Annotated in this window: 9 protein-coding genes; 2 read left to right on the top strand and 7 right to left on the bottom strand. The window is 59.4% G+C overall.

What is annotated here, in order from left to right; translation table 11 throughout:
- Positions 1-36 precede the first annotated feature (36 nt).
- The 3 genes from K7431_RS14210 to leuC all read right to left on the bottom strand — a co-directional run bounded on the left by K7431_RS14210 (position 37) and on the right by leuC (position 3,021).
- Complete coding sequence (locus K7431_RS14210; RefSeq protein ID WP_015884975.1) at positions 37-801, bottom strand: class I SAM-dependent methyltransferase; 765 nt, start codon at positions 799-801, stop codon at positions 37-39.
- Positions 802-947: 146 nt separating this feature from the next.
- The gene (leuD, locus tag K7431_RS14205) at positions 948-1,592 is read right to left on the bottom strand and encodes a 3-isopropylmalate dehydratase small subunit (protein WP_015884976.1); all 645 of its coding nucleotides are present in this window, start codon (positions 1,590-1,592) and stop codon (positions 948-950) included.
- Positions 1,593-1,602: 10 nt separating this feature from the next.
- On the bottom strand, positions 1,603-3,021 hold the full coding sequence (gene leuC, locus K7431_RS14200) for a 3-isopropylmalate dehydratase large subunit (protein WP_015884977.1): 1,419 nt from the start codon (positions 3,019-3,021) through the stop codon (positions 1,603-1,605).
- A gap of 140 nt (positions 3,022-3,161) precedes the next feature.
- On the opposite strand from leuC, the gene K7431_RS14195 reads away from it, so the two are divergent.
- Both K7431_RS14195 and K7431_RS14190 read left to right on the top strand, forming a co-directional pair.
- Entirely contained in the window at positions 3,162-4,052 is an 891-nt protein-coding gene (locus K7431_RS14195; protein ID WP_015884978.1) for a LysR family transcriptional regulator, read from the top strand.
- A gap of 65 nt (positions 4,053-4,117) precedes the next feature.
- Complete coding sequence (locus tag K7431_RS14190) at positions 4,118-7,414, top strand: EAL domain-containing protein (RefSeq protein WP_043205663.1); 3,297 nt, start codon at positions 4,118-4,120, stop codon at positions 7,412-7,414.
- Here K7431_RS14190 and K7431_RS14185 read toward each other — a convergent pair.
- From K7431_RS14185 to K7431_RS14170, 4 genes are all read right to left on the bottom strand, one after another.
- On the bottom strand, positions 7,411-9,345 hold the full coding sequence (locus K7431_RS14185) for a hypothetical protein (RefSeq protein WP_015884980.1): 1,935 nt from the start codon (positions 9,343-9,345) through the stop codon (positions 7,411-7,413). The genes K7431_RS14190 and K7431_RS14185 overlap by 4 nt on opposite strands.
- A gap of 69 nt (positions 9,346-9,414) precedes the next feature.
- Positions 9,415-10,176 carry a hypothetical protein gene (locus K7431_RS14180; protein ID WP_327193831.1) on the bottom strand — a complete coding sequence of 254 codons (762 nt, stop codon included), beginning with the start codon at positions 10,174-10,176 and terminating at the stop codon, positions 9,415-9,417.
- Between the two features lie 268 nt (positions 10,177-10,444).
- Positions 10,445-12,106, bottom strand: coding sequence for a hypothetical protein (locus K7431_RS14175; protein ID WP_224316745.1), 1,662 nt, complete (start codon positions 12,104-12,106; stop codon positions 10,445-10,447).
- A gap of 563 nt (positions 12,107-12,669) precedes the next feature.
- On the bottom strand, positions 12,670-13,647 hold the full coding sequence (locus K7431_RS14170; RefSeq protein ID WP_015884983.1) for a tRNA dihydrouridine synthase: 978 nt from the start codon (positions 13,645-13,647) through the stop codon (positions 12,670-12,672).
- Between the last annotated feature and the right edge of the window lie 20 nt (positions 13,648-13,667).

Here is a 13,667-nt window from a genome sequence, read left to right as displayed (position 1 = left end):
AAGCGACCCACCCGTGGGCAGGTCGGGAAAAATCAATCAGCGTTCGGCAAAGACCACCAGCACGTCGGTGCTGAAGGTGCCGTCGGCTTGAATTTCGTAGTAATCGCGCACTTCCTGGCCCATCGCCTGTTGCAGCTCAAGGATCGCGGCACGCAACACCTCTGGCGTGCGCATGCGCTCAACCCAGGAGGTGTATTCCAGGCGCAAACGCTGGCGGCTACTGTTGCGCACGTGCAGACCGGTTTCGCTGAGCTGCTGCATCCACTCGGCGGCGGAGTAATCGCGCACGTGGCTGGTGTCGCGCAGCACTTCGGCGGTTTGCAGGTAAGTGTCCAACAGCGGGCTGCCCGGTGACAAGACGTCGACGAACGCCACCACGCCGCCCGGCTTGAGCACGCGGCGCACTTCGCGCAGGGCCAGGCGGAGGTCGCTCCAGTGGTGGGCCGAATAACGGCTGAACACGAAGTCGAACTCACCGTCGGCGAACGGCAGGCGTTCGGCGGCGCCCTGTACGGTGCGGATGTTCTCAAAGCCGCGGTCTACCGCAGCGGTGGCGACGACGTCGAGCATCTGCTGGGAGAGGTCATAGGCCACGACCTCTTTAACCAGCGGCGCCATATTGAAGCTCACATGACCGGCACCGCAACCCAGGTCCAGCAGTCGCGCAGCGCCCTGCCCGACCAGTTCGGCCTGTAACAGCGCGAATTCGGTGCCTTGGGCGTGTACGGCACTGCTCAGGTAGGCCGAGGCTTGCTCGCCGAATTGTTTTTGCACGACTTGGGTGTGGACGGTGGCGGTCATGGTGGTTTTCCTTGGGTTTTGGGGTGGTTGTACGGGCGCTATCGCAGGCAAGCCAGCTCCCACATTGATCGGTGTTCTCCTGAACAACTCGGTCAACTGTGGGAGTCGGGCTTGCCCGCGATGGGGCCAGCACGACCTACCTCATATCAGGCATCACGAAACAACCAAGGCTGGCTCGCCCGGTGCTTGGCTTCAAACGCGGCAATCGCATCGCCGTCCTGCAAGGTCAGGCCGATATCGTCCAGGCCGTTGATCAGGCAGTGCTTACGGAACGCATCCACTTCAAAGTGATACACCTTGCCGTCCGGACGCGTCACGGTTTGCGCGGCCAGGTCGACGGTCAACTGGTAGCCCTCTTCGGCTTCCACCTGCTTGAACAGCTCGTCGACTTCGGCATCGCTCAAGATGATCGGCAACAGGCCGTTCTTGAAGCTGTTGTTGAAGAAGATGTCCGCGTAGCTCGGCGCGATGATGCTGCGAAAGCCATATTCTTCCAGCGCCCACGGCGCGTGCTCACGGCTGGAGCCGCAGCCGAAGTTTTCCCGCGCCAGCAGCACGCTGGCGCCCTGGTAACGCTCGGCGTTGAGCACGAAGTCCTTGTTCAACGGGCGCTTGGAGTTGTCCTGGTAGGCGTAGCCCACGTCCAGGTAGCGCCACTCGTCGAACAGGTTCGGGCCGAAACCGGTGCGCTTGATCGACTTCAAGAACTGCTTGGGGATGATCTGGTCGGTGTCGACGTTGGCACGGTCCAAAGGGGCGACAAGGCCAGTGTGTTGAGTAAAAGCACGCATCGGGTATTCCTCAGATCAATTCGCGAACGTCGATGAAACGACCGTTGACGGCAGCGGCAGCGGCCATGGCCGGGCTGACCAGGTGGGTACGCCCGCCGGCGCCCTGACGCCCTTCGAAGTTACGGTTGGAGGTGGACGCGCAGTGCTCGCCCGACTCCAGGCGGTCGGGGTTCATCGCCAGGCACATCGAGCAGCCCGGCTCACGCCATTCAAAACCGGCTTCGAGGAAGATCTTGTCGAGGCCTTCAGCTTCTGCCTGGGCTTTCACCAGGCCTGAACCCGGCACCACGATCGCCTGCTTGATGGTCGAGGCGACTTTGCGGCCCTTGGCGATCACCGCCGCGGCGCGCAGGTCTTCGATCCGCGAGTTGGTGCAGGAACCGATGAATACGCGATCCAACTGAATGTCAGTAATCGCCTGGTTGGCTTTCAACCCCATGTACTTCAGCGCGCGCTCGATGGAGCCCCGCTTGACCAGGTCAGCCTCTTTAGCCGGATCCGGCACGTTCTGGTCAACCGCCAGAACCATTTCCGGCGAAGTGCCCCAGCTGACTTGCGGCTTGATCTGGGCCGCGTCCAGCTCGACCACCGTGTCGAACACCGCATCGGCGTCGGACACCAAGTCTTTCCAGGCTTCGACCGCTGCATCCCAATCCGCGCCTGCAGGTGCGAATGGACGCCCCTTGACGTAGTCGACGGTCTTTTCATCCGCCGCCACCATGCCCACACGGGCACCGGCTTCGATGGACATGTTGCAGATGGTCATGCGGCCTTCGATCGACAAGTCGCGAATCGCACTGCCGGCAAACTCGATGGCATGGCCGTTACCGCCGGCTGTACCGATCTTGCCGATCACCGCGAGCACGATGTCCTTGGCGGTCACGCCGAACGGCAACGTGCCTTCGACCTTCACCAACATATTCTTCATCTTTTTGGCGACCAGGCACTGGGTGGCGAACACATGTTCCACCTCGGAAGTGCCGATGCCGTGGGCCAAGGCGCCGAACGCACCGTGGGTGGAGGTGTGGGAATCGCCGCAGACCACGGTCATGCCCGGCAAGGTGGCGCCCTGCTCCGGGCCGATCACGTGCACGATGCCTTGACGCACGTCATTCATCTTGAATTCGGTGATGCCATATTCGTCACAGTAGTCGTCGAGGGTCTGCACCTGCAAACGCGACACTTGGTCGGCAATGGCTTCGATACCGCCCTTGCGCTCAGGGGTGGTGGGTACGTTGTGGTCCGGTGTGGCGATGATGGAATCGACGCGCCAAGGCTTGCGCCCGGCCAGCCGCAGGCCTTCGAACGCTTGGGGCGAGGTCACTTCATGGATGATGTGACGGTCGATATAGATCAGCGACGAGCCATCGTCGCGCCGTTTCACTTCATGGGAATCCCAAAGCTTGTCGTAAAGCGTTTTGCCGGCCATCAGTCGGTCCTCATCAGCGGTGTTTCTCTATGCCGGGCTTTTCAATAACCCTTTGGCTTGTGAGGCTGATGGTATGGCGCTACATTAAATAACTCAAATTCATATTTTTTATGCTTTGGATTACCAACTGGAATACCCCCATGGACTTGGCCAACCTCAATGCCTTTATTGCCATCGCCGAGACCGGCAGTTTCTCCGGCGCCGGTGAACGCCTGCACCTGACCCAGCCGGCCATCAGCAAACGCATCGCCGGCCTGGAGCAACAATTAAAGGTGCGCTTGTTCGACCGCCTGGGCCGTGAAGTCGGCTTGACCGAAGCCGGACGAGCCCTGCTCCCACGTGCCTATCAGATCCTCAACGTGCTGGACGACACACGTCGCGCCCTGACCAACCTCACCGGTGAAGTCAGCGGGCGCCTCACGCTGGCCACCAGTCACCACATTGGCCTGCACCGCTTGCCGCCGGTGCTGCGGACCTTTACCCGGGAATACCCGAATGTGGCGCTGGATATTCAGTTCCTCGATTCAGAAGTGGCCTACGAAGAAATCCTCCATGGCCGCGCCGAAGTGGCGGTGATCACCCTGGCGCCCGAGCCCCACCACCTCGTGCGTGCCACACCCGTGTGGGACGACCCACTGGATTTCGTGGTGGCGCCGGAGCACAGCCTGATCAGCAATGGCCGTGTCAGCCTGGCCGACATTGCCGGCCACCCGGCCGTTTTCCCCGGTGGCAACACCTTTACCCACCATATTGTCAGCCGGCTGTTCGAGGCCCAGGGCCTCACGCCGAACATCGCGATGAGCACTAACTACCTGGAAACTATCAAGATGATGGTGTCCATCGGCCTGGCCTGGAGCGTATTGCCGCGCACCATGCTCGATGATCAGGTAGCAAGTATCGCTTTGCCGGGCATACAGCTCAGTCGCCAGCTAGGCTATATCGTGCACACCGAAAGGACGCTGTCGAACGCTGCGCGGGCTTTCATGAGCCTATTGGATGCACAGGTCGATCTGCCAGGGATACCGGCATGAAACTGTGCGGCCTCAGGGCCTGAATAAACCGCGCTATACGCCCATCGAGCCAAGGCCCTTTGATAATGCGCAACCCCGTCGATTCCGTGCCACCCCTGCCCCGCATTTACGCCCTTGACCCTCAAGAGGCGGAACAAAGCTGGGACAGCGCCCCGCAACTGCTGGCAGCCCTTAATGCTGCCCGGCTGGGTGCGTGGTGCTGGGAAATCGACACCGGGCGCATCAGTTGGTCACGGGGCACCCAGGCGCTGTTCGGCTTCGACCCCCGCCAGCCGCTGCCCAAGGACCTGGATTACCTGGACCTGCTGGCCCCACAGGATCGCGGCCGGGTGATACGGGCTTTTCACGCGGTGCTGGCTGGGGAGCCGTTCGAACAGGCCATGCACCACCACATTCAATGGCCGGATGGCACCCATCACTGGCTGGAAATCAACGGCAGCCTGGCGCCGGACAAGGCCGGGCGGCGCCGCATGATCGGGGTGATCCGCGAGACTACGCGCCAGCGCGAACGCGAGCACGCCCTCAGCCACTCCGAAAAACGCTTCGCCACGCTGTTCCATCTGTGCCCCAACATGGTCCTGCTGACCCGCCAGGCCGACGGGCTGATCAGCGAAGCCAACCAGTATTTCGAAATGCTCTTCGGCTGGCCGGTGGCCGACGCTATCGGGCGCACCACCCTGGACCTGGGCCTATGGCGCCACCCCGAGCAACGCGCGCAGTTGGTCAAGGCCACACAGCGCAAGGGCGAGCCCATCACCATGGAGGTGCAATTTTGCGCCAGTAATGGCCAGATCCACGATGGCACCCTCAGCGCGCAAAAGGTCGAACTGGAAGGCGAGGCCTATTTGCTCAGCACCTTCCTCGACACCACCGAGCGCAAAAACGCCGAACAGGCGCTCAAGGACAGCCAGGAGCGCCTTGACCTGGCCCTGGACTCGGCGCAACTGGGCACCTGGGACTGGCACATCCCTACCGGCATGCTCTACGGCTCGGCGCGCGCCGCTCAGTTACACGGCCTGCCGCCGGAACCGTTCCACGAATCCTTCGATGCTTTTTTCGAGGGCATGCCCGGTGAAGAGCGCGAAAACATGCGCAACGCTTACCGAACCCTGCGCGAGGGCCCGGCCGGCAACTATCAACTGACCTACCGGGTGCCCATGGAAGACGGCAGTTCACGTTACCTGGAAAGTCGCGCCCGCCTCTACCGCGACGCCCAAGGCGCGCCACTGCGTATGGCCGGGACCTTGCTGGACATCACCGACCAAGTGGAACGCGAACAACGCTTGACCGCCTCCGAAGAAAAATTCGCCAGCCTGTTCCAGGCCAGCCCTGACCCGATCTGCGTCACCTGCCTGGACGGCGGCGCGTTTATCGAGATCAACCCCGCCTTTACCCAGACCTTCGGCTGGACAGCGGCCGAGGTGATCGACAAAAGCGCCGAGCAGATTGGCCTGTGGGACGAGTCGAGCAAGCGCCTGGAGCGTATCGAACGGGTGATCCGCGAGCAGACGCTGAACAATGTGGCGATCATGGTGCATCACAAAAACGGCCAAAGCCTGACCTGCGTGATTTCCAGTCGTCTGATCAAGGTCGGCGACCAGCCGTGCATTGTCACCACGCTGCGCGATATCACCCAGCAACAACGCTCGGAAGCGGCCCTCAAGGCCAGCGAAGAGAAGTTCGCCAAGGCTTTCCATTCCAGTCCCGACGCCATTTCCATCACCGAGCGCGATACCGGGCGTTATGTGGAGGTCAACGATGGTTTCTGTCGCCTGACCGGCTACCGTGCCGAGGAGGCCATCGGCCTGACCCTCTACCAGATCGGTATCTGGGCCGATGAAAACCAGCGCTCGGCGCTGTTGGCCGAGTTACAGATCAAAGGCCGCATCCACCATCTGGAAATGCTTTGGCACAACAAGCGCGGCGACTTGCTGGCAGTGGAAGTGTCGGTGGAGCCCATCACCCTGAATGAAACCCCGTGCCTGCTGCTGACCGCCCGCGACGTGAGCCTGCTCAAAAACGCCCAGGCGCAGATCCGCCACCTGGCCTACCACGACCCGCTGACCAACTTGCCCAACCGCGCCCTGTTGATGGACCGCCTCAGCCAGCAGATCGCCCTGCTCAAGCGCCATAACCTGCGCGGCGCGCTGCTGTTCCTCGACCTCGACCACTTCAAGCACATCAACGATTCCCTCGGCCATCCGGTGGGGGACACGGTGCTGAAGATCGTCACCGCACGCCTGGAAGCCAGCGTGCGCATGGAAGACACCGTGGCGCGCCTGGGGGGCGATGAATTTGTGGTGCTGCTCAGCGGCCTGGACGGTTCGCGCATGGAAGTCAGCGCCCAGGTACAGGAACTGGCCGACACCCTGCGCGAATTGCTCTCGGAACCCATGTTCCTCGATGGCCACCGCCTGCAGGTCACGCCGAGTATTGGGGTGGCGCTGATTCCCGATCATGGCTCCACCCCCGCCGACTTGCTCAAGCGCGCCGACATCGCCCTGTACCGCGCCAAGGATTCAGGGCGCAACACCACGCAGATGTTCCACAACAGCATGCAAAAAACCGCCAGCGAACGCCTGCGCATGGAGACCGACCTGCGCCTGGCCCTGTCACGCGGCGAGTTCAGCGTGCACTACCAGCCGCAAGTGGACGCGCGCGGCAACAAGATCGTCGGCGCAGAAGCCCTGGTGCGCTGGCAGCATCCGCAACTGGGCGCGCAGTCGCCCGCCGAATTTATCAAGGTGTTGGAGGACAGCGGCCTGATCCTTGAAGTCGGCACCTGGATCCTTGATGAAGCCTGCGCGGCCTTTCAACAGCTGATCGCGGAGGGCTTGGTGGACCCGCTGAATTTCAGCCTGTGCGTGAATATCAGCCCACGGCAGTTTCGCCAGAACGATTTTGTCGAACGGGTGGAGCGCAGTCTCAAGCAACACCAACTGCCATTCAGCCTGTTAAAGCTGGAAATTACCGAGGGCATCGTGATCCAGAACCTGGACGACACCATCAGCAAAATGCGCCGCCTGAAAAAGCTCGGCGTGAGCTTCGCGATGGATGACTTCGGCACCGGCTACTCGTCGCTCACGTACCTCAAACGCTTGCCGGTGGACGCGCTGAAGATCGACCAATCCTTCGTGCGTGACGCCACCCATGACCCTAACGACGCCGAAATCATCCGTGCCATCGTGGCCATGGCCCGCAGCTTGAACCTGGAGGTGATTGCCGAAGGTGTGGAAACCCAGGAGCAATTGGCATTTCTGCAAGGCCTGGGTTGCCATCTGTACCAAGGGTATTTGCACAGCCGGCCACTGCCTATGCTCGGATTCAGGGAGCGCTTGATCGCAGGCGACGGCCGGGCCTAAATCAGTTTGAGTGCAACGCCGCCCTTTTGCATCCATTCCGAGCCTTGCAAGTCGCGCTTGGCGCCATATTCATCCAGGGTGCCCTCGACCACCACCACGGAGTGCCAGAAGTTCGCCAGGGTGCCTGGCACGCCTGACGCGAGTTCCTGCACACTGCTTGGCCGAGTAAAGGCGTACAAGCCAAGGCGGCGCAATGCATCGCCGGGCATCTCACCGTCGTTCAGCGTTTGCAGCGCAGCGCCAAAGCTGCCCCCGGCCTTGAACTCATGATTCTCCCGTTGGGCGCGCTTGGCGCTCACCGCATAAAGGAACACAGCGTCGTCAACCAGGCCCTTATCCTCCCCCTTGAAGTTGGCGGCTGCTCGTGCCATTTCCAGCTCGGCATGGGTGAGCGTCACCGTGCAGGCGTCGCGCATGGTGATGGTGAAACCTTCCGATGTTTCAGTCACTCGCTTGTAGATGCCCAGCGGGTTTTGCCCGTACTTCATCATCGCCGCCTTGATCGCCGACACCGTGACACAGTTGCCCTCCACGCCTTGATAGAACCCGGCCCAGATATCGGCAGGCGGAACGCCTACAGGCGCCGCCGAGAACTGTGCAGGCCTACCCTTGTGGGGTTCGCCGGGTAAATCCGCAGCAAGTTGATAGCCGTAGTCCTTCACGACAGCCGCTTTCCCACCCTGACCATGCTTGATGCCCTCGACGACCAACTCGCCTGAAAAGTTGAACGTATTGGTGACGCCGACGCTGTGTGGTTCAAGCAACTTGCCGGGTGGTGCAACCCGCAAAAAACCGATCAGGCCCATGCCCCTCAAGACGTTGTAAGGCGTTTCTCCACGCAAAGTGCCCGATAACGCCGAATCAAACTGAACATTGCGTTCAATTTGCCTGCGCTTGGCAAACGCGGCCAGCATGAAATGGGCGTCCGTGATCATTTGCGCGTCCGGGCCGGTAAACCGTGAAGCTTCGCTGGCACGCTGCAGCTCTTGCCGGGATAACGTCAGTTCAAACCCATCCTTCATGGTGACGCTGTACCCGCTCTGCGTACCCTCGACTTTTTCAAACATGTCGGAGGGCGACCGACCGAACCTGAGCATCATCAGTTTGATGACAGCGGCATGGCTGCTCAGGTCGAATACTTCACCAAAGTTTCGCGAGGACGTGGTGAAACCCTGCAACACCTCGGCGACCTGGGGGCGGACATTCTTCGTGGGCGGGTCGGCTTCAGGCACGACGACCGGCGTGACAGGGGACGGGATGATGCGGGGCTTCGGCGCGCTATCGTTCACCAACGTGTACAGATAACTACGATCAGGTGAGCTCTCCCTGCCGAAGCGGTGCGCCTTGCCAGCGTGAATCAGGGACGAACCCGCATCATAGCTATCTGCCACACCGTTACCCCCTTGGCCGACAACCGTCGCGGTGGGTACATATTGGAGATGACCGGACAACCCCATGCCTTTGAGCATGTTAAACGTCGTCTCCCCCTGCAAAGACTCGGTCAATACCGCCTCAAAACCTGCCAGGCCAGCGGCGTTGCCACTGCCGAGTTGTTTGCGTTTGATGAATACAGCCAGCGCGAAATAGGCACTGCTCAAGATATCGCTATCATTGCCGGCAAAACGCGACGCGGCGGCCGCCTGCTGCAACTCCTGCCGGGAAAGATGCAGTTGGATACCATCTTTCATGGTCACGTCATAACCATCACCGGTGCTGCGTACATCATTGAACATATCGGTAGGACGCGCGCCAAAGGTAAGCATCATCAGCTTGATGACTGCACTGTGTGAACTCGCGTTGAAATGCTCGCCAAAGCGACGCTCCGGCGCATCAAATGCAGTGAGGGGCGTAACTTGTTTTTCCAAGTGACTCGACAACAGCGGCGCCAGTGACATTGAGCGAGCAGAAGAACCCGTTGCGAACGTACTCATATCATTAACTCTTAAATGAAATAGTCGGGCGAATCCGTGACCGATAATTCGGGCCGTCGAACGGCGTTATCAGATCAACGCAATGGCTTGCCCCTCGGTGGGTCGGCCGCCTTTACGCCCGTAGATCTCCTCACTCCCGTTCACCACCGCAACCGAGTGCCGGCGCCTGTTGACCATCCCGATCAACGATTGGTCAGCGAACTCACGCACCGACACGCGCTTCATATGATCTTTTAACCCCAGGCGTTTGAAACCTTCCCCCGGCCCGTGTTCATCCTCACCATTATTGAGGGTGGCGATGGCCGCATTAAAACTTCTATTCGCCCAGCCGTCGTTGTTCTCCATTTGCGCTCGCTTGGCAGAACACGCAAACAGGAAGTGCGCATCCTTTAGCATTCCAGGATCATTAAGTTGCACAAAGTTGGAACCACGAATAGCGCTATTCAACTCTGACTTCGTCAGTTTCAACTCAAACCCATCGCGCATAACGACTTTAAAACCCTCTGCGACCGGCTCAACAGACGTGTAGATATCCTTTGGGCTTTGACCAAACTTCGCCATCGCCGCCTTGATAGCGGAAACGGTTACGCAATTACCATCCTTTCCTTGCCGAAAGCCATTCCAGATATTGTCGGGTTTTTCACCTTTACGCTTAGTGGAAAGTTCGTGGATCGGCTCGCGTCGCTTATCGGTGGGTGTTGTATCAGGAGCCGGTAGCACACGGGGTTGTGGTAGAGGTACGTCATTGTGGGTCGAATCAGGTGGGGGTACATCTTTACGCAAAAGCCTCTGCAACTGGTTGAAGAACTGTGCGAACAGATCTACCAGCATCCCCATCAAGGCCGTAGGGTCTGCGTTGTTACTGAAACCTTGGGGCGTCACGTCTATACGGGGCGCCGGTGTCGCCTCATTTACATTAGCCCGGTTAACGGAAGCCGATGCGCCGCGAGTACCAGGGTCAGTGACTCGGAAGGGCTCGATGGAAAGTCGTGCAGCAGGGTTATGGCTTATCGATGACATGCTTCAAATCTCTCTGAGTGCTCCCTGACCGCATGGCCAGGGAGCGGACATTGATGCTCAACGCCTCAAGACAGCAGGCTCAGAAGCGTGGACGGAGGCTGGGCCTTGCAGCTCGATGGTTGTCGAAACGGTTGTGCGAAGCCTTGTTGAAACCGTCCACGTCATCCGGTGCGGGGCAGGTAATGTCCGGAGTGGGCGGAGTGTCGGGCTTCGGGTCCACGGTGGACGGGGTAACCGGAGACTGTGGCGCCGGTTGCTTATCGACATTCGTCGTCACCGGCGGTTGTGGCGATGGTTGCCTATCGACATTCGTCGTCACCGGCGGTTGTGGCGTCGGTTGCTTATCGACATTCGTCGTCACCGGCGGTTGTGGCGTCGGTTGCTTATCGACATTCGTCGACACCGGCGGTTGTGGCGATGGTTGCTTATCGACATTCGTCGACACCGGCGGTTGTGGCGTCGGTTGCTTATCGACATTCGTCGTCACCGGCGGCTGTGGCGCCGGTTGCTTATCGACATTCGTCGACACCGGCGGTTGTGGCGTCGGTTGCTTATCGACATTCGTCGTCACCGGCGGTTGTGGCGTCGGTTGCTTATCGACATCCGTCGTCACCGGCGGCTGTGGCGCCGGTTGCTTATCGACATTCGTCGTCACCGGCGGCTGTGGCGCAACTTTTTCACCGGTATGCGGGCAGTGACAGCCCTGGACCTGCACGGTCAGGTTGATCTCCGAAGACTGTTTATTATTCTGTTCAACATGGGTGAGAGGCGTTAATTGCGGTTTGCTACTAGGCAAGAGCGTGAGTGGCACGCTCGTAGTGATCGCCGCTTTGGAATCCTGCTCCGGCTTCGTGCTGGCCTTGGTATCCCCTTCAGTGACAAGCTTGGGTGGCACGCTCGTCTGCGTAGTCGCTTTGGAATCCTGCTCCGGCTTCGTGTTGGCCTTGGTATCCCCTTCAGTAACAAGCTTGGGTGGCACGCTCGTCTGCGTAGTCGCTTTGGAATCCTGCTCCGGCTTCGTTTTGGCCTTGGTATCCCCTTCAGTAACAAGCTTGGGTGGCACGCTCGTCTGCGTAGTCGCTTTGGAATCCTGCTCCGGCTTCGTTTTGGCCTTGGTATCCCCTTCAGTAACAAGCTTGGGTGGCACGCTCGTCTGCGTAGTCGCTTTGGAATCCTGCTCCGGCTTCGTTTTGGCCTTGGTATCCCCTTCAGTAACAAGCTTGGGTGGCACGCTCGTCTGCGTAGTCGCTTTGGAATCCTGCTCCGGCTTGGTTTTGGCCTTGGTATCCCCTTCAGTAACAAGCTTGGGTGGTACGCTCGTATTCGTATTCGTAGTCACTTTGGCGTCAGGGCCCGGCTTGGTTTTGGTCTTGGCATCCGTTTCGGGAGTCCCTTTGTCCGATACGCCCGTGTCCGCAACAACCTTGGAATCGGCGCCAGGTTTCAGTGGGGGCTGGGCATCCAGTTCACCGGGCAACTTGGGCAGCACCCCCATGCCGGCGAGCATGCTACGCATCGCCTTCACCGCGAACTCAAACATGGCAAACAACTTTTCCAGGGACTCCTTATTCACGCTGACATTGTTTTCTTTTGGCGCAGGATTACTGTCTTTCAGAAACTTATTCGCGCTGTCCGTGGACGAGGTCAGTTCAAGCGGCTTATTCATGGGCACTGATGATTGATTAAGTTGTGCGTAATCCGTGTTCATCGGCACGAACTGTTTGGTCGATACATTAGACATATTTTTCATTCCTTAAGCTGTGCCATCCCCCGCACTGGCAGAGAAGGCACACTGAGTGATTTAGAGTATGAAACAACCGTGAGCACTACAAACTCGCAAGATTCGTGGGGCGTAACGGAGATGAGTTCCGAAAAATCGCAGCTCATATAAGGAAACCAAATGATCGATGGAAACTTTTACCTATGGACATCCAGCGAGAAATCAGGGCTGAGCGTGGATCATTCGCCTCTTTAACACACACATCGGGTAACACCCCGGCAAAAAAGCAACTTAAAGAAAACATTCAACTTAATTAGCTCATCCAACGTATGTTAATTGACGCGCACGCAATGACTTGGGCAGCCGGGCGACAAAATCACGCATTAAAACTTAGTAGCAGTCGAGCCAGCCACTCATGGTTACTTTCATATATCCCGCAACACCCCAACAACTGTCCAATGACTAGGAATATTGAAAATCGCCCCAGACATCATGCCGTTACGCCCCACGTAACTTTTCAGGCAAAAAAAAGGCGCCTTTCGGCGCCCGTTACAGCAAAGGATGAAACACTTATATATGTAAACTTAATCTTGCAACACCGCTGACTGCTCTCGTTGACCGGGCATACCCAGCAAACGTCCGACCTGCTCCAGGTCTGTCTCCCTGCGCATCAGGGTAAATAACTCCACAGCCTCAGGGTAGTTGCGCGTGAGCATCGCCAGCCATTGCTTCAAGCGGCCCGGTGCTTGACGTTCGGTCAGTTGCGCCACCGACTGGGTCCAGAAATCCTGAAGCATGGGCTGCATCTCTGCCCAGGTCATCTCGACCACTTCCTCGCCCGCCCGCGCCGCTGCGATCTGCCGCGCCAAGTCCGGACGTGCTACAAGGCCACGACCCAGCATGATGTCTTCGACGCCGCTGATTTCCCGACAACGCCGCCAATCTTCGACGCTCCAGATATCACCGTTGGCGAACACCGGCACCTTGACCACGTCCTGGACTCGCGGGATCCATTCCCAGTGGGCCGGCGGCTTGTAGCCATCGGTCTTGGTGCGCGCATGCACGACAATATGTGCCGCGCCGCCTTCGGCCAGGGCGGTGGCGCAGACCAGGGCGCCGTCCGGGCTGTCGAAACCCAGGCGCATCTTGGCAGTGACCGGTATGTGAGCCGGTACCGCGCGGCGCACGTGCTCAACGATTTGATTAAGCAGCTCCGGCTCCTTGAGCAGCACCGCGCCGCCCCGGGATTTGTTGACGGTCTTGGCCGGGCAGCCGAAGTTGAGGTCGATGACTTGCGAACCCAGCTCACACGCCAGGGCGGCGTTTTCCGCCAGGCACACCGGGTCAGAGCCGAGCAATTGCACACGCAGCGGCACGCCCGCAGCGGTGTGGGCACCGTGCAGCAGTTCCGGGGCGAGCTTGTGGAAATACGCTGGGGTGAGCAGGCGGTCATTGACGCGGATAAACTCGGTCACGCACCAATCGATACCGCCGACGCGGGTCAGCACGTCCCGCAGGATGTTGTCGACCAACCCCTCCATGGGCGCCAAAGCAATTTGCATGGAAAACACTCAACAAAAAT

The organism is Pseudomonas fluorescens group sp., from assembly GCF_020093335.1.
GTDB classification, from domain to species: Bacteria; Pseudomonadota; Gammaproteobacteria; order Pseudomonadales; family Pseudomonadaceae; genus Aquipseudomonas; species Aquipseudomonas petroselini.
The sequence above is the reverse complement of the archived record's forward strand: the minus strand, read 5'-3'. Positions and strand labels throughout refer to the sequence as shown.